The 24,720-nt window shown below is 66.8% G+C and carries 22 protein-coding genes; 6 read left to right on the top strand and 16 right to left on the bottom strand.

Annotated features, from left to right (window positions below):
- Positions 1-6: 6 nt before the first annotated feature.
- A complete protein-coding gene (gene hisD / locus ACT9TC_RS15355; protein ID WP_458041314.1) occupies positions 7-1,341 on the bottom strand; it encodes a histidinol dehydrogenase in 1,335 nt (444 codons plus the stop codon).
- Positions 1,342-1,447: 106 nt separating this feature from the next.
- Here hisD and ACT9TC_RS15350 point away from each other — a divergent pair, with 106 nt between their 5' ends.
- Positions 1,448-2,356, top strand: coding sequence for a LysR family transcriptional regulator (locus tag ACT9TC_RS15350; RefSeq protein WP_458041313.1), 909 nt, complete (start codon positions 1,448-1,450; stop codon positions 2,354-2,356).
- 10 nt (positions 2,357-2,366) lie between these two features.
- Here ACT9TC_RS15350 and ACT9TC_RS15345 read toward each other — a convergent pair whose 3' ends face one another.
- The 8 genes from ACT9TC_RS15345 to murI form a co-directional block, all read right to left on the bottom strand.
- A complete protein-coding gene (locus ACT9TC_RS15345) occupies positions 2,367-3,233 on the bottom strand; it encodes a cation diffusion facilitator family transporter (RefSeq protein WP_458041312.1) in 867 nt (288 codons plus the stop codon).
- A gap of 159 nt (positions 3,234-3,392) precedes the next feature.
- The gene (locus ACT9TC_RS15340; protein ID WP_458041311.1) at positions 3,393-4,139 is read right to left on the bottom strand and encodes an ATP-binding protein; all 747 of its coding nucleotides are present in this window, start codon (positions 4,137-4,139) and stop codon (positions 3,393-3,395) included.
- Positions 4,136-5,698 carry an IS21 family transposase gene (gene istA, locus ACT9TC_RS15335; protein WP_458041310.1) on the bottom strand — a complete coding sequence of 521 codons (1,563 nt, stop codon included), beginning with the start codon at positions 5,696-5,698 and terminating at the stop codon, positions 4,136-4,138. The genes ACT9TC_RS15340 and istA overlap by 4 nt, the downstream gene beginning before the upstream one ends.
- Before the next feature lie 651 nt (positions 5,699-6,349).
- Positions 6,350-6,805, bottom strand: coding sequence for a DUF4411 family protein (locus ACT9TC_RS15330; RefSeq protein WP_458041309.1), 456 nt, complete (start codon positions 6,803-6,805; stop codon positions 6,350-6,352).
- 8 nt (positions 6,806-6,813) lie between these two features.
- Positions 6,814-7,851 carry an ImmA/IrrE family metallo-endopeptidase gene (locus tag ACT9TC_RS15325; RefSeq protein WP_458041308.1) on the bottom strand — a complete coding sequence of 346 codons (1,038 nt, stop codon included), beginning with the start codon at positions 7,849-7,851 and terminating at the stop codon, positions 6,814-6,816.
- A 606-nt stretch (positions 7,852-8,457) separates the two neighbouring features.
- Positions 8,458-9,096: an RdgB/HAM1 family non-canonical purine NTP pyrophosphatase gene (gene rdgB / locus ACT9TC_RS15320; protein ID WP_458041307.1), complete on the bottom strand. Its 639-nt coding sequence runs from the start codon at positions 9,094-9,096 to the stop codon at positions 8,458-8,460.
- 52 nt (positions 9,097-9,148) lie between these two features.
- A complete protein-coding gene (gene rph / locus ACT9TC_RS15315; protein WP_458041306.1) occupies positions 9,149-9,889 on the bottom strand; it encodes a ribonuclease PH in 741 nt (246 codons plus the stop codon).
- Between the two features lie 34 nt (positions 9,890-9,923).
- Complete coding sequence (gene murI, locus ACT9TC_RS15310) at positions 9,924-10,748, bottom strand: glutamate racemase (protein ID WP_458041305.1); 825 nt, start codon at positions 10,746-10,748, stop codon at positions 9,924-9,926.
- A 56-nt stretch (positions 10,749-10,804) separates the two neighbouring features.
- On the opposite strand from murI, the gene ACT9TC_RS15305 reads away from it, so the two are divergent.
- On the top strand, positions 10,805-12,148 hold the full coding sequence (locus ACT9TC_RS15305) for a nicotinate phosphoribosyltransferase (protein WP_458041304.1): 1,344 nt from the start codon (positions 10,805-10,807) through the stop codon (positions 12,146-12,148).
- A gap of 21 nt (positions 12,149-12,169) precedes the next feature.
- Here the strand turns inward: ACT9TC_RS15305 and ACT9TC_RS15300 are convergent, their stop codons facing one another.
- Genes ACT9TC_RS15300 through ACT9TC_RS15290 form a run of 3 tightly spaced genes read right to left on the bottom strand, consistent with a single transcriptional unit; the run spans position 12,170 to position 15,182 of the window.
- Positions 12,170-12,436 carry a DUF3039 domain-containing protein gene (locus ACT9TC_RS15300; RefSeq protein ID WP_036297062.1) on the bottom strand — a complete coding sequence of 89 codons (267 nt, stop codon included), beginning with the start codon at positions 12,434-12,436 and terminating at the stop codon, positions 12,170-12,172.
- Positions 12,437-12,477: 41 nt separating this feature from the next.
- Positions 12,478-13,959 carry a hypothetical protein gene (locus ACT9TC_RS15295; RefSeq protein WP_458041303.1) on the bottom strand — a complete coding sequence of 494 codons (1,482 nt, stop codon included), beginning with the start codon at positions 13,957-13,959 and terminating at the stop codon, positions 12,478-12,480.
- Between the two features lie 44 nt (positions 13,960-14,003).
- Complete coding sequence (locus ACT9TC_RS15290) at positions 14,004-15,182, bottom strand: ATP-binding cassette domain-containing protein (protein WP_458041302.1); 1,179 nt, start codon at positions 15,180-15,182, stop codon at positions 14,004-14,006.
- A gap of 591 nt (positions 15,183-15,773) precedes the next feature.
- Between ACT9TC_RS15290 and ACT9TC_RS15285 the strand changes: the two genes are divergently transcribed.
- The 3 genes from ACT9TC_RS15285 (at position 15,774) to ACT9TC_RS15275 (ending at position 17,935) form a co-directional block, all read left to right on the top strand.
- Positions 15,774-16,466, top strand: coding sequence for a phosphocholine cytidylyltransferase family protein (locus ACT9TC_RS15285; protein ID WP_458041301.1), 693 nt, complete (start codon positions 15,774-15,776; stop codon positions 16,464-16,466).
- 49 nt (positions 16,467-16,515) lie between these two features.
- On the top strand, positions 16,516-17,499 hold the full coding sequence (locus ACT9TC_RS15280) for a hypothetical protein (protein ID WP_458041300.1): 984 nt from the start codon (positions 16,516-16,518) through the stop codon (positions 17,497-17,499).
- A gap of 112 nt (positions 17,500-17,611) precedes the next feature.
- The gene (locus ACT9TC_RS15275; RefSeq protein ID WP_458041299.1) at positions 17,612-17,935 is read left to right on the top strand and encodes a hypothetical protein; all 324 of its coding nucleotides are present in this window, start codon (positions 17,612-17,614) and stop codon (positions 17,933-17,935) included.
- Positions 17,936-17,955: 20 nt separating this feature from the next.
- Here the strand turns inward: ACT9TC_RS15275 and ACT9TC_RS15270 are convergent, their stop codons facing one another.
- Positions 17,956-19,227, bottom strand: a complete 1,272-nt coding sequence (locus ACT9TC_RS15270; protein ID WP_458041298.1) for a CDP-glycerol glycerophosphotransferase family protein — start codon at positions 19,225-19,227, stop codon at positions 17,956-17,958.
- A gap of 144 nt (positions 19,228-19,371) precedes the next feature.
- On the opposite strand from ACT9TC_RS15270, the gene ACT9TC_RS15265 reads away from it, so the two are divergent.
- A complete protein-coding gene (locus ACT9TC_RS15265; RefSeq protein ID WP_458042954.1) occupies positions 19,372-20,397 on the top strand; it encodes a glycosyltransferase in 1,026 nt (341 codons plus the stop codon).
- A gap of 79 nt (positions 20,398-20,476) precedes the next feature.
- On the opposite strand, the gene ACT9TC_RS15260 is transcribed toward ACT9TC_RS15265, so the two are convergent.
- From ACT9TC_RS15260 to ACT9TC_RS15250, 3 genes are all read right to left on the bottom strand, one after another.
- Positions 20,477-21,748 (bottom strand): DUF222 domain-containing protein, encoded by a 1,272-nt coding sequence (locus ACT9TC_RS15260; RefSeq protein ID WP_458041297.1) that lies wholly within the window; start codon positions 21,746-21,748, stop codon positions 20,477-20,479.
- Positions 21,749-21,867: 119 nt separating this feature from the next.
- A complete protein-coding gene (locus ACT9TC_RS15255) occupies positions 21,868-23,334 on the bottom strand; it encodes a CDP-glycerol glycerophosphotransferase family protein (protein WP_458041296.1) in 1,467 nt (488 codons plus the stop codon).
- Positions 23,331-24,605 carry a CDP-glycerol glycerophosphotransferase family protein gene (locus ACT9TC_RS15250; protein WP_458041295.1) on the bottom strand — a complete coding sequence of 425 codons (1,275 nt, stop codon included), beginning with the start codon at positions 24,603-24,605 and terminating at the stop codon, positions 23,331-23,333. The genes ACT9TC_RS15255 and ACT9TC_RS15250 overlap by 4 nt, the downstream gene beginning before the upstream one ends.
- Positions 24,606-24,720: the final 115 nt, after the last annotated feature.

Here is a 24,720-nt window from a genome sequence, read left to right as displayed (position 1 = left end):
TCGTCACTATGCCGTGTGCACGGGCTCCCGATATGTCGCGAGGCGCATTGTCGCAGTGGCGCTGTGCGCGGCCATCCCCTCGGAATCCGAGATGACCTGCACCGCGTGCGCAAGACTCGGCGTCGCCTCGCGCGAGATGCGCTGGTACGTGAGCGGCTTGAGGAACCTCGAGACCGACAGCCCGGCACTGTGCTTGGCGCCCCCTGCGGTGGGCAGGACGTGGTTCGTGCCCGCCATGCCTTTGTCGGAGTACGCGACCGTGCTCCACGGGCCCAGGAAGATCGAGCCGTAGTTACGCAGGTTCTGGTGATACCACTCGTCATCCGACGTGATCACCTCGAGGTGCTCAGGGGCAAGGTCGTCCATGAGGACGACGGCCGTCTCCCGATCCGTGGCGACAGTGATGGAGCCGTAGTCCCGCCACGCGGGTCCCGCGATCGATGCCGTCGCGAGCCCCGCCAGCTGACGCTCGACGGCTTTGAGTACGGCAGCTCCGTGTTCGGCGGACGTCGTGACCAGAGCGGCCGGTGAGTTCGGGCCGTGCTCCGCCTGACCGAGCAGGTCGGCCGCGACGATCTCTGGGTCTGCCGTTTCATCGGAGAGGACCGCCACCTCCGAGGGCCCCGCAAGGAGATCTATCGCGGCAGTGCCGAACAGCTGACGCTTGGCCTCAGCGACATAAGCATTTCCCGCTCCCACGAGCATGTCGACCGGGAACTCCTCGAGCAAACCGAAAGCCATCGCCGCGAGCGCCTGAACGCCACCGAGCACGAAGATCCGGTCGACTCCGGACACATGAGCGGCATAGACCACCGCGTCATTGGCACGCCCGCCGGGCTGCGGCGGGGTGCATGCGATGACAGAGGGGACTCCGGCCGCCTTGGCGACACCGACAGTCATGAATGCGGATGCTGTGAGCGGGAATCGGCCGGCAGGCAAGTAGGCGCCCACCCGCGAGACGGGGATGTAACGCACGCCGGTGGTCAACCCCGGCTCGAGCTCGGTGGAGAAGTCGACGAGCTTCCCCCGCTGGACATCGGCGAAGGCTCGGGTGCGGGTGGAGCCCAGCTCAATAGCCGCGCGCAGCGCGGGCTCGAGCTGCGCGCCACTCCTCGCGATCTCGGCACCCGACAACTCGATCTCGCCACCGGTGTACCCGTCGAGCTTGCGCGCGTAGTCGCGCACCGCATCCAGCCCGCCCCGTTCGATCGTCTGCAACATCTCGGTGACGGTGCGGATGACGGCCGGATCGCGCTGAGCGGCGGGAGCGTCGACCGCGGGCGTCTTGAGGTGGACGAAGGAACTGCTGAGCTGAGCGAGCAAAGGAGGAGAAAAGCGCATGCGTGAAACAGTAGGGATCACAGTGATCACCCACAAGCCCGTTGAGTACGGTGAAAACCAACGTGTTTGCCTATACTTCGATGGGCACCCACGAAAGGCAGTGCACATGACTCTGACGCAATTGAAGGCATTCCTGGCCGCGCTGGAACAAGGCAGCTTCACCGCCGCGGCAAACGAATTGGATTCCACCCAAGCATCCATCTCGGAACTCGTCGCCCGTCTCGAACGCGAACTCGGTCTGAAGCTCTTCACACGAGGTGGAAGACGCCTCGTCCCCACGGCGGCTGCATTGGAGCTTCGCGAGCATGCGCTGCAGGCCGTGACAGCCATCACGAACGGTGTCGACGCCATCCGCGCCCTCGCATCGCTCGAAGGCGGCACGTGCACCTTCGGCGTTTTGCGCAACGCCGCGTACTACGACCTATCGGATCTCGTCCAGCGTTTTCACACGCGCTACCCACGCGTCAAGGTGCGTCTCGTCGGTCTTAATTCCTCGCTCGTTGCCGAGTCGGTTATTTCGGGCGAGATCGAAGCAGGTCTCGTCGTCCTTCCCGTCACAGACGACGGACTCGAGGTGAAGCCGCTTTTCCGCGACGAGGTCGTCTATGCATCCGCGCACCGCCGTCCCGAGAAGGGACCCGTGACGATCGAGGAGGTGTCGGACGCGAAGCTCGTGCTGTACGACGCGTATGCCGGCTGGGACGATCCCACCCGGCGGCAGCTGCTCGAACGCGCGCGACTGCGCGGACTGACCATCGATCCCGCCATCGAGGTCGAGCACGTCGAGACGGCGCTCAACCTGGTCGCGACCAGTGCAGCCGACACTATGGTCTGCCGCACCATCGCGGAAGGCGCGGCGTTCCCCGAGTCCATCCACGTGACAGCCTTCGCGGAACCCATGTACGACACGGTCGCGCTCATCTGGCGGGAGGGCACGTACCTGTCACCCGCGACACGACGCCTCGCCGATCTCGCTGAGCACACGCTCTTGACCAAGCTCGCTCCTGTGGTGTGACCGACCCCCGTCACGCGTGCGCGGCCGGATCGCGGTCGGCGTGTCCCGCGGGCTCGATCTGGAACGTCGAGTGCGCGACGTCGAAGTGATCCGCGAGGCACGACTGCAGGCTCGCGAGGAGTTCCGCTGCTCTCCCAGCCTCGAGCACGGCGGGCTCGACCACGACGTGCGCGGTGAACACCGGCGCCCCGCGCGTCAACTGCCAGACGTGCACGTCGTGAACGTCGGCGACGCCCGGCGCGCCCAGAATATGGTCGCGGATCTCGGCGATCCGCGTGCCCTGCGGAGCAGACTCCGACAGTACCGAGAACACCTCGCGCAACAGCCCGATCGCACGCGGCACGATCATGGCGGCGATGAGCAGCGACGCGATCGCATCGGCCTGTACCCACCCCGAAAGCACGATCACGAGCGCCGCGACGATGACCGCCGCAGACCCGAGCAGATCCCCCATCACCTCGAGATACGCCCCGCGGACGTTGATGCTGTTCCGCTGCGCCGAACTCAACAGCCAGAGCGCGACGGCATTCGCGACGAGCCCGACGATCGCGATGACGAGCATCACACTGCCCTCGACGTCGACATCCCCCGGCGCCATGAGACGTCCGACGCTCTCGACCGCGATCCAGACCGACAGCACGATCAGCACGGCCGCGTTGATCAGCGCCCCGAACACCTCGGCGCGCTGATAGCCGTAGGTGCGCCGGTCATCGGCCGGTCGCGACGCGACGGCATTCGCGACGAGCGCGATGACGAGGGCCGCCGTGTCGGTGAACATGTGCGCCGCGTCGGCCAGCAGCGCGAGCGATCCGCTCAGCACACCGCCGACGATCTGCACCACCATCACGATCGCCGTGATCGCCAGCGAGATCGCCAACAGCCGTCGGTTCGAGGCGTTTCGGATGCCTCCCCTGAGTATTCGGAGCTTTGGGGGCCGGGGATTATCGTGTTTCAGGGCCACCGAATATTGAGGTTCAGGGCCAGACGATATTGCCGGTGAGCGCCAGCCGTCGTGCTGGCGCTCACCGGCGTCGGGTCAGCTGCTCATGTTGGTGTGTTCGCGCATGTTGGTGCTGCCGGTTTCGATCCAGATGGTGTTGTGGACGATGCGGTCCATGATCGCGTCGGCGTGGACGTCGGAGCCGAGGCGTTGGTGCCAGTCCTTTTTCGCGTATTGGGTGCAGAACACCGTCGACGTGGAGTCGTAGCGCCGTTCGAGGAGCTCGAGGAGCATGCTGCGGACGTCGTCGCTGGGTGGGTCGAGGAGCCATTCATCGATGACCAGCAGCGTGAACGCGGCGTATTTGCGGAGCCATTTCTCCTTCCCGCCGGGCCGGTCACGGGCCGCGGCCCAGGTCTCCTCGAGGTCGGGCATGCGGACGTAGTGCGCCCGATACCTGTGCTGGCAGGCTTGCTTCGCCAGCGCCGAGCCGAGGTAGGACTTCCCGGAGCCGGTGAACCCTTGGAACACGACGTTCTGCTGCCTGCTGATGAACGCGCAGGTGCCCAGCTGCGCGATGATCCCTCTGTCGAGGCCGCGCTGTTCAATGAGGTCGAGGCGGCGGAGGTCCGCGTTCGGGTAACGCAGCCCGGCCCGGCGGATCAGTCCCTCGACCTTGCCGTGGGTGAACGTGGCGTGTGCGTCGTCGACGGCGAGCTTGATGCGTTCTTCGAACACCATCCCCAGCGTCAGGGTGTCGTCCTGGACCTCGAACGCGTCGACCAGCGCCGTGACGCCCATCTCCCGCAGCTTCCTCTTGCTCTCGCTGTCGATGCGGGTCATCGGGTGCCTCCCGCGTAGTAGTCCGCGCCGCGGACATACCCGGCTGGCTCGGCCGTTCGGCCTGGTGTCGACCATGCGTCGCGGGCGTCGGGGTCGTCCTGCCTGGTCTCGAGGATCGGTCTCAGGTGCGCGTAACGCGGCGACCGAACGCGGGTCAACGCGACCTCCGCCGCCGCTTCAACACGAGCAGCGGAGTAGCGGCGGGTCAGCCGCAATACGGCCAACGCGGCGCCCAGGCCTTGTTCGTCGACCGGGACCGACTCGAAGATCCGATTCACGACTGTGGTGGTGTTCTCCCCGATCCGGGCCGCCCATTCCCTGACCCGCGGAGAGTCCCACTGCCGATAACGCGGCCCGTCCGGTAGATCCCCGTCATGCGTCCGATACTCGTTCACCACCCCGGTCGGCGCGAGGAGGTGGCTGGTCAGCCGCTGATCCCCGGCGAACACCTCGAGGGTGGTGTCCGTGACCCGCAGGTCAACGGCCCGGCCGATGTGGGCGAACGGGACGGAGTAGAAGTTCCGCTCGAACACCACGTGCCCGTTCTTCTGAACCCGACGCCTATAAACCCAGCGGGAAATCTCGAACGGAACCTGCGGCAGCGGCCGCAGCAGCTGCTTCTCCTCCGCCTCGAACACGCTCGCTCGTGATCCGGCGCGTTTCTGGAACGGTTCGGTGTTGTAAGCGTCGACGCGTTCATAGATCGCGGCGCGCAGCTCCGGCAGCGTCGCGAAGGTCCGGTCCCGCAAGCTCGCGATCACCCAGGTCGCGATGTTCCCGACGGTGTTCTCGACACTCGCCTTGTCTTTAGGCTTCTTCACCCTCCCCGGCAGCACCGCTGCCGAATAGTGAGCCGCGAGCTCCCGATACGCGTCGTTCAGGACCACCTCACCCTCCGCAGGATGCTTGATCACCCCGGTCTTCAGGTTGTCCGGCACGATCCGAGGAACACTCCCGCCGAACCAAGCGAACATCGAGACATGCGCGCGCAACCAGGTGTCCTGCTTCATATCCAGCGCCGGCTCGACGAACGCGAACCTCGAAAACGGCAACGTCGCGACGAACAAGAACACCCGCGTCTGCTGCCCGGTGACCGGATCGGTCAGCTGCATCGTCGGACCTGACCAGTCGACCTCGACGCTCTGGCCCGCCTTGTGACCGACGCGCGACGCTGCGCCGGCGATCAGGAGGTGCTGCTGGTAGGTCTTGCAGAACCGGTCATAGCCCATCGCCGGCGATCCCGTCGCCCGGCAGGCGTCGAGATACTCGCCGTGCAACAGCTTCAACGTCACCCCGACCCTCGCGAGCTCGCGATGCACCCCCTCCCACTCAGGTTGCGCGTGAACGCTGTCATGCTCACCACGTCCGGGGAACAACCGCGCATAGACCGTCGCCTCGTCAAGCTCGGCGACGTCGTCCCAGCGGACGCCTTCACGGTCGGCGGCGTCGATGACTGCGGCCACGCTCGTGCGGGACATGCCCTGCGCGGCGATCTGCCGCCCCGAGAACCCCTCCCCCCGAAGCCTCAGCACCAGCTTCGCTCTGATCTTGCGTACCATCCGAATCACTCCTTCTGCCGCGTGATTGGCCACGCGGCAGAAGGAGCCTAGGAACGGTGGCCCTCAACCCGAATATCGAGTGGTCCCCACCGACGCGATCACGTCGATCAGAACGTGGCCCTCAACCTCAATATCTGTGGCCCTCAGAGGAGCGAATACTCATCCCCCGGCCGACGCGTGATCGTGCATGTGTCCAGGCTAGGCCCGAGAATGCCCGATGCCGGGTCGTTTCGCCTAGCCGAGAATGACTTCGATTCTCAGAGTCACTCGTCGGGAGTTGGCAGCGCCGCCAGCGTCTCCCCATCTGCCTGCGATATATCACAGGTTCAGGGATTGGACACAGACATGGCAAGGCCGAACGGTCTGCACCACGTCGAGTCGATGGAATACGTTCTGGGTCTATACCAGACGGGCTCGCAGAGGCCGCACGCGTACCGCGCAGGGGCGGTCGTGGCTGATCAAGTGTGGCGATAGGACACTCTCAAACCGACTCCACCTCCTGCACGTTGACGTGCTCCGGATGTTGTCCGGGTCCGGGTTGGAGATCGCCGACCTTTTCGCCCTTCTCAACCGTGACCACCGCCCTGCCCGAGGCAATCAACGGCGAGCACGTCGCGCCCACACGTACATGATCGTTGCGATCAGCGCCCGCTAGGAGTTGAACTGCCAACCGAGAGCGCGAGCGAGCTGTTCCATGTTGAAGACAGCGTGCCCCTTGTCATTGCAGACGTTGGGTATGTGGGGTTTCGCGATGCTCGGGGACAACTTCTCGTACGTGACGACAGGGAATCCGCGTGCGATGCCTAACCCGATCACGAACGGGTCGACGGTCGACCGCTTCCCACCCGCAGTGATCAAGCCCGGATGAGTCTTCAGCACGTCCGCAGTAGCTGCCTGGATATCTGGGTCCAGCGGAACGAAAAAATGTGGCCGCGCCTTCGCCCACTTCGCCACGTCGTCATCCCGCTTCGTCAACTCGCCTTTGACAGGGTCAATCGCCTGAAGAACTCCCGCGTCGACCGCCTCGTTGAACTTCTCCCAGAAACCTGGAAAAACGTCCGGCCAATAATGGTCCCGCCATGCGGTGATCAGGACGCTCGTGTCCACGGAGTACATCAGTCCACCTCTGGGATGCGCGCGCGGTCCAACAGCTTGGGTATCTGATCCACCTTGGCGTTGAGCATGTTGGAGGTCTCGTACGTGCTCAATAAGCCCTCTGACATCGCGCTGACCACGTTTCGTACGTAGCCCTTCCCGAGATTGCGCACCTTGGTGCGCAGGCCGTCGCCACCGTTGGCCTTCCTAGGTTCTGGTCCGTTGGACCACCGGTCGATGTCGTTGTAACCTTCGCGCCAGTTCTCGTAGAACTCCTGGCTAGCCTTGCCGTGCGTGAAGAGCTTCCGCAGGATGACTTCGGGGCTGACGCCCCAGGCACGTGCCTCCTCGCGCAACTGCCATAACTCCCAGTCCTCGGCGTTCTCACGCGCGTTGAGCACGATGGGGCGTTGGGAGAAGGCAGCAGTGGGCACAAGCATCTCGGCGGCGAGACGGTTGCACTCGACTTCGATGCGATCTACGTCGTCTGCTCCGGTTGATTCCTCATGCAGATCACACAGGGCGGAGGTGTTGAGCAATAAATGCGCGTATTCGTGCAGCAGCGTAAAGATGCGCCTGTTGAAATGCGTGGACCCGTTCACGCCGACGATAGGCACCGGGTCAAGCGCGACAGAGAACCCATCAGCTTCCTCTTTGGGGACAGCGTTCGCGGTCACGACGAGAACCCCCACCTCTTCCAGGGCGCTACTCCAGTAAAAGAACCAGTCGGTCGGCTTTCCTGACTGACCCGGAAGCTTGATAAGGGAGTGAACGTCGAGCATTATCCGAGCCCGCGCCGCCACATCCTTAAACCGGGCAGGCTCCTTCCACTCGCTGTCCGGCTCATCGTCCCGCAGATCCATGATCTCCAGCATGTTGTCGCGCTGTGCCTCGGCGCGTCGGATCTCAGCGGCGAGAATCGGGCTCTCACGACGCCGCGCCGTCAGCCAGGGACGCCTGTAATCGCGAACCCGCTCCTCGACTGGAGGTCGCTCGCTGAGGAAGAAGGCGGCAAGGGGACGCCGGTACAGGTCGGCGACAGTCTGGAGCTTGGCCACGGTTAGGCCTGGATCTCCGCGCTCCCATGCGAGCAGCTGGGCCTCATCTACCGAGAGTTTCGCTGCGGCGACACCTGGCTCCAAGCGCGAAGTTTCCCGAGCCCAGACAAGCATGTCGGGATTCGGGAAGGCGGGGATGGATCGGGGCACGGGTCCTCCGGCGATTGTTCAGGCGAGACTATCGCGCACGTCTACTAAACCGCACGCCACCGACACGCGCCCCGCCACTATCTTCGGCCGCCCCACAAAGGTGTCCGAGGCCGGTTCTACCGTCACCCTACGGGCTATGACGAGGCGTCCGAGCGCGCCTAGGGGAGTCAAACCGCGCTGGTTACGTGTGGGGCGTGACGGAACGAACGTTGCGGACACACCGGCATTGTCGGGCGATAGGGACCGTGAGAGGCGTGAATGGCCAGACGCGTCAAATATTCAGAGCTAGGCCGCGTCCTGTGCATAAGCATGTGTCCATGTCGTGTCCAAAACGGTGGACACGGGCAAGTCTGAAACCGCAAGAAGACGGGGTTCAAGACATGTGTTGAGAACGTGATTCGGCCAAAACTGAGCATGACTTCGATTCTCATCCGCGTCTCGCGCGGATCGTGCAGATTAGAGCGAGAGCGTCGACAGCAACGGCACGAGCGCGACGAAAGCGCGAGCGCGGTGCGACGAAGCGTTCTTCTCGGCCGACGAGAACTCGGCGGCAGAGCGCTCGGCACCGTCCGGTTGGCCGTCCGGGACGAAGATCGGGTCGTAGCCGAAGCCGTTCTCTCCCGAGGGGGCCAGAGCGAGGCGACCGGGCCAGCGCCCCTCGACGACATGCTCGGCGGCTTCTCCCCCGTCGGCCGCAGGAACGACGAGCGCGATCGTCGACACGAACTGGGCGGCGCGGTGCGGATCCGCGACATCCGAGAGCTGGTCGAGCAGCAGCGTCAGGTTGGCCGAAGCATCCTTCGCGTGCCCGGCCCAGTAGGCCGAGAACACTCCCGGCGAGCCGCCGAGCACGTCGACGCAGATGCCCGAGTCGTCGGCGAGGGCAGGCAGTCCGGTGTGCAGAGCCGCCGCGCGGGCCTTGATCAAAGCGTTCTGCGCGAAGGTGACACCGTCCTCGACCGGTTCGGGGCCGTCGTAGCCGATCACCTCGAGGTCGGGACGCGTCTCACGGACGATCGCGCCGAACTCTTCGACCTTGTGCGGGTTGTGCGTGGCGAGCACGACGCGGCGTTTCGTCTCGCTGCGCTCGCTCAACGACCGACCCCGGTCGCCCCGCGAAGAACGAAGCGAGGAGTCGAAACGCACATCAGCGCTCGACCGCCAGCGCCGCCAGCTGGTGCTCACGGAGCGACGCGCACCCGTTGACACCGAGCTCGAGCAGCGCGTCGAGCTCGCGCTTGTCGAACGGGGCGCCCTCGGCGGTGCCCTGCACCTCGACGAAGAGTCCCCGGCCCGTCACGACGACATTCATGTCGGTGTCGGCACGAACGTCCTCGACGTACGCCAGGTCGAGCATCGGCTCGCCGTCGATGATTCCGACCGAGACAGCAGCTACGGAATCGTGGAGCGGCTGTGAGCGCTGCGCGATGAAGTTCTTGCGCTTGCCCCACTCGATCGCGTCGGCGAGGGCCACATAGGCGCCCGTGATCGCGGCGGTGCGGGTGCCGCCATCGGCCTGCAGCACATCGCAGTCGATGACGATCGTGTTCTCACCGAGCGCCTTGGTGTCAACGACCGAACGCAGCGCCCGGCCGATCAGGCGCGAGATCTCGTGCGTGCGACCGCCGATCTTGCCCTTGACGCTCTCGCGGTCGTTGCGGCTGTTCGTCGCGCGCGGCAGCATCGCGTACTCGGCCGTGACCCAGCCCTTGCCCTTGCCCACCAGCCAGCGCGGCACCCCGTTCGTGAAGGATGCGGTGCACAGCACCTTGGTGCCGCCGAACGAGATGAGCGCGGATCCCTCGGCGTGCGCGCTCCAGCCACGTTCGATCGTGATCGGACGAAGCTGGTCGGGGGTGCGCCCGTCGGCGCGAATGATCTCGGTCATGTCGGTCTCGTTTCGTTCGTGGAGTTTCGTAGCGTCAGTCAGTGGGCGGCAGCTCGATGGCTCCGGTGTGCACGAGCTGGACGGAGCGCACCTCGCGCCCCATCAGCCGGTTCGCGAGGTCGATGAAGGCATCCGGTGATCCCCCCGTCGCTTCATAGACGTGGGACCCCGGATGATCCGACGAGGTCAGCAGGTCGCGGGTCACGAGCTGGCGATACACGTCGTTCGCGGTCTCGTCGTCGCTCGCCACGAGCGAGACATCCGGTCCCATCACGTAGCTGATCGCGCCCTTGAGAAACGGATAGTGCGTGCAGCCGAGCACCAGAGTGTCGATGCCCGCGTGCCGGAGCGGCGCGAGGTACCCCTCGGCGATCTCGAGCAGCTCGGGCGATCCCGTCACGCCCCGCTCCACGAAGTCGACGAACGCGGGGCACGCCTGGGCGAAAACCGTGAGTGCATCGTTGAGTTCGAGCATGTCCTGGTACGCGCCCGAGCCGATCGTGCCCTCGGTGCCGATCACGCCGATGCGGCCGTTGCGGGTCGTCGCGATCGCCGTGCGGACGGCGGGACGGATGACCTCGACCACGGGTACGTCGTAGCGCTCGCGGGCATCGCCGAGCACCGCGGCCGATGCCGTGTTGCAGGCGATCACGAGCATCTTCACGCCCTGGTCGACGAGCGAGTCGAGCACCTCGAGCGAGTACCGCCGCACATCCGCGATCGGCTTGGGGCCGTACGGCGAGTGCAAGGTGTCGCCAATGTAGACGAGGGATTCGCGGGGCAGCTGGTCGCCGATCGCCCGGGCTACCGTGAGTCCGCCGACACCGGAGTCGAAGATTCCGATCGGCGCGTCATTCATGGTTCCCCAGCCTACCGGCGCGGATGCGCAGGCCCCGCGTCGGTAGAGTGACCCGCATGACCGACCCGGCCGGCAGCCGCAGCAGCGCCCTGCACACCGATCGTTACGAGCTCACGATGTTGGGCGCCGCGCTCCGCGACGGAACCGCCGACATCCCGTGCGTCTTCGAGATGTTCGCACGTCGCCTGCCCGGCGGCAGACGCTACGGCGTCGTCGCGGGCACGGGGCGCCTGCTCGGTCTGCTGCGCGACTTCCGCTTCGGCGACGAAGAGCTCGCCTTCCTCCGCGACGAGAAGATCGTGGATGCCGAAACCCTCGCCTACCTCGAGAGCTACCGCTTCCGCGGCTCGATCTCCGGCTATCGGGAGGGCGAGCTGTACTTTCCTGGCTCCCCCGTGCTGACCGTCGAGGGCACCTTCGCGGACGCGGTCGTGCTCGAGACACTCGCCCTCAGCGTGCTCAACCACGACTCGGCCATCGCGACGGCCGCCGCCCGCATGTCGACGGCAGCGGGCGCCCGCCCCCTCTCGGAGATGGGTTCGCGCCGAGCGGGAGAAGAGTCGGCTGTCGCCGCCGCGCGCGCCGCCTACATTGCGGGATTCGCAGCGACGAGCAACCTCGAGGCCGGTCGCCGGTGGGAAGTCCCCACCATGGGCACGGCCGCACACGCCTGGACACTCCTGCACGACACGGAAGAACAGGCCTTCCGCGCCCAGGTCGACGCCCTCGGCCCGAGCACGACGCTCCTCGTCGACACCTACGACATCCGCCGCGGAGTCGAGACCGCCATCCGCGTCGCCGGTACGAACCTCGGCGGGGTCCGGATTGACTCCGGTGACCTCCCGATCGTCGCCACCGCAGTCCGGGCCCAGCTGGATGACCTCGGCGCGACCGAGACGCGCATAATCGTCACGAGCGACCTCGACGAATACGCCATCGCGGCCCTCGCCGCCTCGCCGGTCGACGCTTATGGGGTCGGCACCTCGGTCGTCACGGGGTCGGGCGTCCCGACCGCCGGCATGGTCTACAAGCTGGTGGCGCGCCAGGATGCCGCGGGCAACTGGATCTCGGTGGCCAAGGCATCCGCGTCCAAGGCCTCGGTTGGTGGCCGCAAGTCCGCCTATCGAAACTTCGAGAACGGTGTCGCGACGAGCGAACTCGTGACCTCCGATCCGGTCGACGGCGCGGGACCGGATGCCTCGGCATCCGTCACCTCCCATGCCCGAGCGCTCCAGGTCCGACTCGTCGTCGACGGCGAGATCGGCACCGCGGCAGAGGGGCCACAGGGCACCCGCGCCGCCCGAGCACATCACGCCGTTGCGCGGGCCGAGCTGCCTCTGCACGCGCTCGCACTCAGCAAGTCCGGTCCGGCGATCCCGACCGTCATGGTCGGGCGTTAGCGCCGAGTTCTTGGACGAAGATCAGGTCTGCAGCGACTCGTAGATCTCTTTGCACGAAGGGCAGACGGGGAACTTCTCGGGATCGCGACCCGGAGTCCACTTCTTGCCACACAGCGCCCGCACCGGCTTGCCCGTCAGAGCCGACTCGAGGATCTTCTCTTTCTTGACGTAATGCGAGAAGCGTTCGTGATCGCCGGGTTCGACGTTCTCTTCGCGAATCAGCTCCTCGAGTTCGCGTTCGAGGGTGGCAAGGCCGCCTTGGTCTGGGGTATCGAGAGGCGTGCTCATGGCTGGTCAGTCTATCGGCGCGAGAGGCGGTGGGGCCCGACTCAGGCGGTCTCGGCAAGTTCGAGCAGCCGACCACCGCGACGGCGGAAGACGGCCCCACCGATGGCCACCCCGATGATGAACACAGCGAGTCCGATCCCGAGTCCCAGACCCAGCGCTGACATGCTCGCTTCGGCGTCACCCGCGACGGTTCGCCACGTCCACAGCAAGGCCGGAGCGCTCACGACGATGGAGCCGAACAACACGATGCCCTGGGCTATGACGCCCGACGAGCCCGTGCGCTGCGGCTGCCGGAAGGGGTTGTCGCCCGGCCGTGTGACGGCGTACGGGGCGACGACCGATGCGATGCTCGACAGGCCGAGACCCGACAGATACAACGAGGCACAGAGTCCGATCATCGCGGGAAGCACGTCCCAACTGCCGTGGACCGCGACAGAGAACAGCAATCCGATCGCCAGAACGGGAGTCGCAAAAAGCAGGATGGGCGCGAGCCGTCCGACACGATCCGATACGCCGTGGACGTCGGATGCGACGTGCATCCACACCGCGGTCGAGTCGTACGCGACGTCATCGTGCGGAAGCCACCCGAGGAAGAGGGCGGTCAGGGTCACGGGAACGAGGATGGCTGTCTCGATCGACACCCCCGCCACCAGAAGGGGCACGATCGAGATGGCGGCGGCAACCGGCACGATCACGACGTTCATCAAATATCGGCGATCGTGCAGCCAATAAATCATGCTGCGTGCCGCGATCGCCCCGCCGGGGGTTGCGGGCATGATGCCGAACCAACCCAGGCCCGCGTGGTCGTGGCTGGGCGTCGAACGGATCGCCCCCGACATGAGGCGATGAGCCAGCCAGGACCACGAAGCCCACAGGACGACGAGGGTCGAGACGGCGATGACGATTGCCACGGGGGCGTTCGCGTTCGGGTTGCCGATCGCCCAGGCGGCGCCGAAGGGAGTGAGCGCCAGGATCTCCGCCACCGATTCGACGGGAACAGCAGGGGTATCAGCGGCTGTCGCGAGGTACACGCCGATCGGCACACCACCGGCGAGAGCTCCCAGCGCGAACAGCCCGACGAGCGATCCGCCGCGCCCTTCCCGGACGGCGATCGTGGCCAAAGCGAAGCCGACCCGACCCGCGAGCGCGCACGTGAGGACCGCAAGGATCGCACCGACGGTCGCGAGCACGGGGCTCGTACCGTCATCCACGCGGACGACCACACCACTGACCGCGAGCACGACGACGAGCGCGAGAGGGATGCTGATGAGCGACGCGAGGCTCAACGTCGCGACGAGTACCCGCGGGGCCAGACCGAACACCGAGAAACGGCGAGGATCGAGAGGATCGGGGGTCCCCGTCAATGCGGGGGCGAGGGCGAAGGCCAGCACCAGGGCTGAGCCGGTCCAGACGAGGACCGTGCCGGTGCGATCGGACGACGCGTCGGTGAGCGACAGGATGCCGAGGCATCCGATGATTGCAAACGCGATCAGCGCGGCGAGCCCGAGGACAGCGCGAACCACATGTGACGAATCGCCGCGAAGCGCACCGACGAGAAGCGTCGCCCTCAGTCGGAGAACGTGTGCAACCACTCGAGACCTTCCGCATCGTCGACGCCGCCCGAGAGTTCGACGAAGCGCTGCTCGAGCGTCATCTCGCCCCGCACCTCATCGACGGTTCCCGTTGCCAGAACCTCGCCTTCGACGAGGACCGCGACCCGGGTGCAGACGCGTTCGACGAGCGCCATACCGTGACTCGAGAGCACCACTGTGCCGCCGTGCTCGACATACGTTTCGAGGATGTCGAGGATGACCTGTGACGACGCCGGATCCAGCGACTCGAACGGCTCGTCGAGCACGAGAACGCGAGGCGAGTGGATCATCGCGCCGGCCAGCATGACCTTCTTCGTCATGCCCGCGGAGTAGTCGGACACGACGCGGCCGAGTGCGTCGACCAGGTCGAACGCGCGCGCGAGATCGGCGATGCGCGACTGCACGACCGACGCCGAAAGCCCCCGCAGCACACCGTAGTAATAGAGCAGTTGGCGGCCGGTCAGGCGGTCGAATGTCCGCAGACGATCCGGCAGCACACCAATGAGCTTCTTCGCCCGCGAAGCGTCTGTCGCCGAGTCGATTCCGCAGACCTCGATCGTTCCGCTGTCCGGACGCAGGAGCCCGGCGATCATCGAAAGTGTGGTCGTCTTGCCGGCACCGTTCGGGCCGACGAGTCCGAAGAACGACCCCGCGGGGATCGTCAGATCGATGGCATCGACAGCACGCGTGTTGCCGAACTCCTTGACGACGCCGCGGAGGGCCAGCGCCGGCGTGGCTGACTCGGGCGCGTTGTCGGCGGAGCTACCGAAGATGTCGGGATCGATCACCGCAGCGGGAACGGGCTCGTCAACGATCACATCGTCGATCGATTCGTCGACGACATCCTCATCCGTGTCGGCGACAGGCTCGTCGACCTGGGGCTCGTCCACGACAGGCTCCTCAATCTCGGGCTCAGCTACATCGTGCTCAGCGACATCCGAGACGACGAGATCAGACTCGCCCCGTTCGCCCGCCGTGTCCGTCCGCTCGGAATCGGGGGTCGTTGCCGGCTCCGGCAGAAAGAGCGGCGGGATCGGCGGAATGTCTGCCTTCTCAACAGGTGGCGCCTCGACGGGGCGCGCCTCGGCGTCCGTGACTGCCGAATCCGCCTGAGCCGACACGGGCAGCGGCGGCGGGGGCCCGGGAACCGACACGGGAGGTGTCCGGGACGGAGCACTCGGTGCACTCTTCGCGGCGCGAGGCGCCGTAGGTTTGCGAGGGGCAGCGGGTTTGCGGGCAGTAGAGCCGCTCGGCCGTGGAGCGGCGGGCTTTCGCGCAGCCCGCGAACCGGAGGTCTTGGCCGCAGGCCGCGCAGGCTTCGACGGTACGGCCGGGGTCGAATCATCCCTCGCCGGAACAACCTTCTGCGATTCAGCGTCTGTCTGTTTGTCGCCTGCCGGCGTCGAGTCGGCGGGCGGCGCAGGGGGCCGCGGCGCACGGGGTGCACGCGGACGCGGCGGGACCTTGGGGGCTCGCTGAGGCTCGGCGGGGGAAGTCGCTGCCTTGTCGGAAGGATCCCGCGGGTCAGGCGTGGGAGCGGTCACCGACCCAACGTATCAACCATCTGGACCCAGACCCGGGGGACGTGCCGGGCATTCACAGCCAACGGTCATTCGTGTCACGAAAGGACAACGACGGCGATCCGCCCCTGCTGCTTCCCAGGGTCGATCTGTAGCATGACAGGAGCACAAAGGCGTGTCGCGTATCTGAATTGATGGTGAACGCACACGAACTTCTGGAGCATCATGAGCCTACAAATAGTTATCCTCGCAGCCGGTATGGGCTCGCGACTCGGTCGCGCCCTGCCCAAACCGCTCACAGAGCTGAGCGATGGCCGGTCGATCATGCGTCAGCAGCACGACAACGTCTACAGCGCGTTTGGCGATGACGCCCGCATCACGACGGTTGTCGGTTACCGCGCCGAGACCATCGTCGAGGCCTTCCCGGACGTCGACTACGTCTACAACGATCGGTACGACCAGACGAACACGTCCAAGTCGCTGCTGCGCGCCCTCGAGAAGACCGGTCGCGATGGCGTCCTGTGGATGAACGGCGACGTCGTCTTCGACCCCCGCGTTCTCGGCCGCGCGATCGACTTCATCGAACGCGGGCAGTCCTTCGTCTCGGTCAACACCGCCAAGGTCAGCGACGAAGAAGTCAAGTACACCGTCACCGCCGAGGGCTACATCAACGAACTGTCGAAGACGGTTCGTGGCGGCATCGGCGAGGCCGTGGGCATCAACTACATCTCCGCCGCAGACAAGAAGGCGTTCACGCACCAGCTCGGCCGGGTCGACGACCAGGACTACTTCGAGCGTGGCCTCGAGCTGGCGATCATCGAGAACGCGCTGCTCGTCGAGCCCCTCGACATCTCGGACCTGTACGCCGTCGAGGTGGACTTCGCCGAGGACCTCGAGCGAGCCAACCTGTTCGTCTGAGCCGGACTCTTCCAGCCCGTCCTCAGCCCTCGCGGATAGGCTCGCGAGGATGGCCGACAAGGTACACAGGATCCACTCCCTGTCCGACGAGGCCCCCTGGCAGGGGGGCCTTCCGCCCGTGGGTTCGGAGGAGCATCCGCGCATCGTTCGTGCTCTCGACCGTGCGCTCGCGATCCAGCGTCCGCTCGTCGTGGCCCACATCCGCAGCATCCGACTCCGGCACCCGGATGCCGTGACCGCGGATATCGTTCGTATGCTCGAGCGACGCTATCTCGCGGCCGTCACAACAGGCGGCGCTGCCGTCGGTGCGACCGCTGTCGTGCCCGGCATCGGGACCGGTGTCACACTTGCACTGTCGGGAGTCGAGACGATCGGATTCCTCGAATCGACGACGCTCTTCGCGCAGTCCGTCGCCGAGGTCCACGGCATCGCCATCGAGGACCCTGACCGCGCCCGTGCGCTGGTCCTGACGCTCATGCTCGGCAAGGAGGGGGTCGACCTCGTCGCCCAACTCGCGGGTCAAGCCGCGGGCGAGGGCACGGCTCGCCCCGCCTACTGGGGTGAGATGGTCACGAAGACCCTCCCACGCGCCGCCGTCGGTCCCCTCGTCGATCGCCTGAAGACGGTCTTCGTACACCAGTTCGCAGCCAAGGCCGGTGCGTCGTGGGTCGGCAAGGCACTGCCCTTCGGTATCGGCGCTGCCGTCGGCGGCGCGGGCAACAACATCCTGGGCCGTCGCGTTCTGGTCGGCTCGCGTCGGGCGTTCGGCGCCCCGCCGCTCGAACTGCCCGCCGACCTCGAGCCCCGTCCCGGAGCCCGGCGCGTGGAGCACTCCACGATGGCGGGAGCATCGCGGCTCGGTGGCACGATCGCAGGCGTCGTGGGTGGAGCTGTCGGCAGTGCGGCTCACGGTGCCGGGTCCGCGGGGCGCAAAGTAGCGGGCACTGTCGGCCGGATCATTCCCCGACCGAAGAACAAGGCCCTCGACGAGAAGAAGTCGGACGCCGATACGGCAACCGACGAGCAGGCGTAAGCCCCCGCATCCGTCCTCCCCCGCGACCCGTGCGGCAGGCTTTCCACCGACGGTCGTCAGAGCGGCCCGATTCGGCCCCGCGCTGTCCGCGCTCGACCCTAGCGTGCCTCGCATGCTCACACCCCTGGTCCCTCGTGGCGACCGTTCACGAGATCGCGCGTACCCCGTCCCCTGGCACGTCGAGCGCCTGCACGACAGCCACAGTCTTGTCTCGAACGTCGGCGCGACACCGCTCGATGTCGTGCGGGTCTTCGTCCACGTCGGAGCCGATCACGGCGGAACCAAACGCGTCGAGACGCACCTGTGGGGAGGAATGATGCCGGGCGAGAGCGCGGAGCTCTGCCTGTGCGCGGTCGATCCCGAAGATTGCGTCATCACCGTGGCCTGGTTCCGGCCGGACGATGGGAGCGAGTACGTCTGGCGGTACGCGCCATGAGTCGGCGCCGATGGCGCGGATCAGGCGTCGAACTCGGCCTCGTCGATTTCTTCGGGGTCGCCCGCGGCGACGGAGCGCGCGTGCCAGGTGTCCCAGTCGTTCATGAGGCGCTCGATCGCGGCCCGGAATGTCGCGGTCGGAGCGCCCGGGCGAACGTCGCCGAAGTAGTGCTCCACCCAGTAACCGAGGCGCGCAGCGACCTCGGCATCATCCGTGACGCGCTCGAGTTCTGCGACGAAGCCCGTCGGAGCTTCGGCATCGAGCCACTCGCACGCGGCGAGGTATCCGCCTGTGTCGACGGATGCCTCGGGGTCGCCCGGCTTCGTGACCAGCAGTGGGCGGCCCGCGGCCAGCCGGTCGTAGACCATCGCCGAGATGTCGACCACCGCGATGTCTGCCGCAGACAGCTGCCAGCCGAGCTCCGGCCTATCGTCGTAGACGTGGTGCGCCGATGCATCCCGCGCGTTGGCCGCGGAAATCGCGGCGATGATGCGTGCGTTCGCTGCACCGTACTCGGGGTCGATCACGCCGCTGCGGGGATGCGGCCGGTAGATGACGCGATGCCGACCCGTCACGAGCAACTCGGTAACGAGCCGCTCGCCGTGGGTGCGGATGGACCCGTAGTGCGCCGAGGGCCGGTCGCCCTCCCAGGTGGGGGCATACAGTACAACGGTGCGCTCATCCGGCGTGTACGGCAGCTCACCCGAGTAGTAGTCCGCCTGCGGGCGCCCGATCGGGATGGCCCGACGATCGAAGTCGTAGTCCCACAGCACCCGCGACAGCCGCTCACGCGCCGCGGTCCCAGCGATGAAGGCGAAGTCGTACGCCTTGAACTGGTTGGTCGTCATGTACATCTTGTCGGACTCACCATGATTGATGAAGACGTGCCAGCGATGCCCGTAGCGGAACATCTGAAAGTTGCGGGTGTTTTGGTTGACGTACAGGACGATGCGGATGTCCTGCGTCGCGACGAACTCCTCGAGGCTCCGTACCGAGGGCACGTACGCCACCGGAAGCACGCCGTCGGCCAGTATCGCCCGCGCTCCCGTGGCCGAGCGCGAGAGCACCACGACCGGCCAGGTACTGGCTAGCTCGGCGAGCGGCCGGTACCACTGCCTGATCTGGTACATGTTCACGTCGCCGTCGGCGAAGTAGACGGCGATTCGGAAGTGCCGCGGGGGGTGCGGTGGGCGGTTCTCGAGTTCTTGCAGCACGCCTCGGTGAGCAGTGCGGTTCGTGAGGGCTCGCCGCGCCAACGTGGCGAGTTTGCGGCCATCCGACACAAGACTCATCCGATCAGCCTACCCAGCGCCCACTCGGGTCCACGGCGAGCCTCGTGACATGATCGACGGGTGCATCAGGAGGAACGCGGGACGGACGCGACGACGGATCGGGACGCACCGATCGTTGCGCCCGGTTCCGGAGTGTCGTTCGTGATGCCGGTGCTCAACGAACGTCGCTACCTCGAGCGGGCCGTGCAGACCGTTCTGGATCAGGACGTGGCCGGCCCGACCGAGCTGGTGCTCGCCCTGGGGCCCTCGACCGACGGCACGACCGAGTTCGCCCATGAGCTCGCGGATCGAGAGCCGCGCATCACCCTCGTCGACAACCCCGCCGCCGATATCCCGATCGGGTTGAACGCCGCGATTCGTGCGAGCACGCTGCCGACGATCGTGCGCGTCGATGCGCACTCCGAGCTCGCGCCCGACTACACGCGTCTCGCCCTGCAGACCCTCGAACGTACGCGCGCCGCGAACGTCGGCGGCGTCATGCACGCCTCCGGGCGCACCCCGTTCCAGCGGGCGGTCGCGCGCGCCTACAACTCCCCCATCGGCCTCGGCGGTGGCGCCTACCACGGTGGTACCCGCGAGGGTGAGGCCGAATCGGCCTATCTCGGGGTGCTTCGACGCTCGGTGCTCGACGAGGTCGGGCTGTTCGATGAGAGCATCCGACGCGGTGAGGATTGGGAGCTCAACCTGCGCATCCGGGCAGCCGGTTACCGCGTCTGGTTCGATCCGACGCTCTCCGTGACGTACTGGCCCCGCGAGAGCTGGGTGCGACTGGCTCGCCAGTTCCGCGCCACGGGAACCTGGCGCGGGGAGTTGGTCCGTCGCTACGGTCGGCGCAACTCACTGAGATTCTTCGCACCTCCCGCGCTCGTCGTGGACGTCGCCCTCAGCATCGTCCTCGCTGTTCTGCAGGTGACGGGCGTGATCAGCGGATGGCCGGCGCTCGTTGCATCCGTCGTCTATCTGCCGGTCGCCGCCTACGCTGTGCTGATCGTCGCGGTCGCCGCGGGACGCGGTGGCGGAACCGGATGGCGCGACAAACTCTGGACTCTCGCGGTGCTGCCCACGATGCACCTGGCGTGGGGCACGGGCTTCATCGTCGGGTTGATTCGTGGCGCACACGAGACGGTCGACACGTCGCGTCTCGGCGACCGCAACACCCCACTGCCGTAGGGCGTGGGTCACAGCGGGTCACTTCGACAAGCTCAGTGGCCGACGGCTCAGCGACCGCAGTCTGAGTGACCGCGGTGTCTCAGAACGGCGGTGGGTCTGAAGAGGGCGTGAAGATGACCAGCGCGGGCGGTGGTTTGTCGATGTAGACATGGCCGCCGGGTGAGGTCCATTCGAGGATTCCGCCGCCGAGTTGTCGGACGGTCCACGCCGTTTCGCCTTTGAGGGTGTGGTGTCGTTTGCAGAGGCAGGCGAGGTTGCACACATCCGTGGCGCCGCCGAGGGCGTAGTCGAGGGTGTGGTCTCGATCGCACCGGTGGGCGGGTTGTCGGCATCCGGGGAATCGGCAGTGTTGATCCCGAGCCCGGAGGAACCGTTTCATATCCGCCGACGGGGTATATCGGTCCACCGCGAGAGCACATCCCGTGATCGGGTCGGCGAGGACCCGATCCCACCCGGCCGCGTGCCCTGCGAGCTGGCGGGCCGTAGCCGGGTCGATCGGGCACCGCCCGACCAGGTCGGCGGGCTCATCCGTGACGCCCGCCAACGCGAGGGCGGGGATGGTGACGTTCACGATCGCTTGGATCGACCCGAGTCCACCGAACCCGTCCGACATTCCCGCACCGGTCTGCGCGTCGGGTGTGGTGGTGAGGAGCATGTCAGCGACGAGGTCGGCGCGGATCTGATCCAGGGTCCGCACATCCGTGGGGTCGGCGTTCTTGATCGCCTGGGCCTGCTGCGTGATCCGGTCGTGCATCGCGTGCGCGAGGACGGCGGGTTGGATGGTGCTGAACTCCGCCATCCCATCCCCGATGTCCCGAACACACGCACCTCGCGACGCGCGCGCCTCTTGGTGCCGTTCCGCGAGCGGGCGCGGCTGCAGGGACTCCGCAAGCCGCGCGAGCGACGCCCCGAGGCGTCCCGGCGTTGTCCCTTCAGCCCGGACCAGCGCTTCACGTTCGAACACGGCCCGCGCGTCAGGATCCGTGAGTGGTAGGCCGTGTTCCATGATCACCGCGACATGCCCGCCGCTGACCCGTCCTTCATCCCACGCGTCGAACGTGGCTGGGAACGACTCCTCCAGCACCGCGGCATCGTTCATGCGGCGTTGCACCGTCCGGTCGGACATGTTCGTCGCGGCCCCCAGTTCCGCCGCCAATGAACGAAAAGGCAGTTCCGCCTCACGCGACGAGGGCGAGGCGAGTTCCGCGACCCGGTGCATCCCCTCCGCGGCTGCCTCCGCGAAAATGCGGGCCAGTGCGGCCTGTCCTTGCTCGGCCACACGCATCGCCTCAGCGCACCGGTCTGCGAAGTCCCGAGCTTTGGCGTCAACCCCACGAACCATCGAATGCATGTTCGAAACTCTACGGGCCACCACCGACACCCACGCCCCGAAAAGCCCCCAAATCACGCCAAAACCACGCCGAAAAGATGAGAGCCTTCACACGAACGATGACGAGGACTATCGCGCTCTCAGCCGCGATCGACGAAGCCCTGATCGAGGATGCGAGCCACAACCCGCTCCGCCGCCCGACCGTCCTCGCGAGCGGAGAACTTCCGCCGCCAGGCGTCGTACCGGGGGCCGTAGGTCGTCTGCGTCGCCGGGTCCTCGATCGCGTCCACGAGATCGTCGAGAGTGCGGACGACCGGCCCCGGCGCGTGCGCCTCGAGATCGAAGTAGAAGCCCCGCAGCTCGCCGCGGTAGTGCTCGAGATCGGGGACGAAGAAGTGCATCGGCTTGCCCGTCACGGCGAAGTCGAACATCATCGACGAGTAGTCCGTGATCAGCGCATCCGCCGCAAGCAACAACCGCGAGACATCCGGATATCGCGTCACGTCGATGACCCGCGCGCCAGCGGCATCCCGCCCCGCCGGGAGCGTCCGCGAATGGCCCCGCACCAGAACCACCGACCCGGTCCGGCGCGCAAGCTCGGCCGGGTCGAAGAAGTCGACGATGAGGTCACGGTCGTCGCGCCACGTGGGCGCGTACAGCAGCACCCGCTCGTCCGCTGCGATTCCGAGCTGCGCCCGCACCGCCGCCCCATCTCCCGTCGTGAGGACATCGTTGCGGGGATAGCCCTCGACCCACACCGGACGGGTGAGGAAGGCGTACGCCTTGCGAAGGATGTTCTCGCTGTACGGGTTCGCCGCGAGAAGGACGTTCCACCGCCGCGATTCCCGCACGACGGCCACGGCCCGCCGCGGGTCGAAGCCCGGGCGATGCAGAGCCAGTCGCTTGAGCGGTGTGCCGTGCCACGTCTGCAGCACATGCTGACCCGGCCGCCGCGCGTAGGCCCGACGAAGCCAGTCGTTCACGACGAGCAGCCGAGCCGAGCCGCGCGCCCGCCACCACTCGGGGCTTCCCTCGACGACAGCGATCGCGCCCTCGGGAACCGCGATCGAGAGGTCTACGACACTCCAGTATCGGGTGACCGCGGGCGCCACGCGCGCGAGTTCGCGATCGATCGCGAGGGGGTTGCAGCTCGCAGAACGGCCATAGAAACTCTCGAAGAAGACGGCGTTCTCGAGCGGAGAGGTGCGACCGACGTAGCGTCGCGCGAGTGCGTCCTGACCAGCTCCGGAGTCGTACGCCGGATCGACGGGGGGCCCGATGACGAGCGTGGCGTGCTCACCCTCGAGCGTCGCGCGCAGGCCGTCGAGGATGCTGAGGGGCAGTGAATCGGTGACGAGAGCCTCGTCTGCGGCGTTCGCCGTCGTCCGAACACGGATCGTGTATGAGCCGCTGGGCAGGGGCAATTTCGGACCACCCCACCGAGAAGCTGCGAGCGGCAGGCGTGCCTTCCAGGTCTTCCCGCCGCCTGTCACGACGGCGTCTACGCGCGCCCGGGGGCCGTCGAGCCAGACCGTATCGGGACGCGGCCCGCTCCCCTGCAGCACGAGTTCTTCGGTGCCGTCACTGTCGAAACGTGCGGAGGTCATGCGGTGCTCTTTCGGTGCTCGGGGACTCGGCCTCGCAGCTGAGCCCCGTTCAGGATCGCACGGTACACCCGCGCGGTGTTCTCGCCGTCCCGGTAGCTGTGGACCCTCGCGCTGAGTTCTTCGGCGCGAGCGATCCGCTCCTCACGGACACCCGGATCGCCGAGCAGCGCGTCCAGCTGAGCGACGGTGTCATCCCAGTTCACCCCCGCATCGGTGCCCGCGACATCCGAAAAACGCCCGTAGAAGCCGCGCCGGCGGGCGTACGCATTGACATCGGGCGCGAGAAACAGCACCGGGAGCGGCACGAGCGAGGCATCGAAGGCCATGGACGAATAGTCCGTGATCAGCGCGCTCAGGGCCGGAAGAGCGGGGGTTGCATCCCGGAGCCGTGAGCTGCCGAGCGGAAGCACGCGGTCGGTCGCGAACGGCGGCTCGTAGTCGCCGGCGCCCAGCGGGTGCGAGCGCACCAGCAGCACGGCATTACGCGCCTGGAGCACATCGATGAGGCCGCGCCATTGCGCGGGCGTCGGGATTGCGGGGTCGGGTTCGCCATCGCGCCACGTCGGGGCGTACAGCACGAGCCGGGAATCGCCGAGAGGGGGCAGGCCCGCATGTGCGAGCACGGCACGAGCCCGCTCACGACGCTCATCTGGCGTTCCCGTCGACAGCACGTCGACACGCGGCTCGCCTGTGACCGGAACGCGGGCATCAGGCAGCCCGAATGCGGACTCGAGTCGCCCGCGCACGAGCGGCGAGGCCGCCGGCAGCAGGTCGATCTGGCGAGCCGCCCACCGGTACATTGCGCCCAGCACGCGGCGCAGCAGTCGCGAACGCGGCAGGATGCTGCTGCGGAGCGTCTCCGGAGAGTCGAGCCCGATCCGCTTCAGCGGTATACCGTGCCAGAGCTGCGCGACGAACGCACCCGAGACCGCGTACCGGTTGACGTCGCCGAACCCGTGGGTCACGACGAGCACCCGTGCACGCGCCGTGCGCCAGAAACCGCGCCACGACGTCCGTGGGATGTGCGGAATGCCGAGGGCCGAGGCATCCGCCGCTTCCGTGTCGGACCCGGTGAGCCAGAGGGCCGGGTGAGCGTCGGCGGCAACCCGCTGCCACAGGGCGAGAGCCCCATCACCGATCCCCGCACCACAGCCGAAGACCCATTCGTCGCGCGAGCGGGGAATAACGAGGGTGGCGAGACGACCGACCGCATACAGCGGGATGCGAGCGAGCTTGGCCGCATTGCCCGCACCGAATGAGAAGGACGCCACGATCCCCTTTCCGCACGCGAGCCTACCCGGTGGGGTCATCCGACGGGCGGAACACAGGCGACGCCCCCGGCACCTCTTCACGAATGAGGGTGCCGGGGGCGTCGCCTGTGGAGCT

This window comes from Microbacterium sp. HM-570, from assembly GCF_054165885.1.
This window is presented reverse-complemented; position numbering and strand designations above follow the sequence as displayed.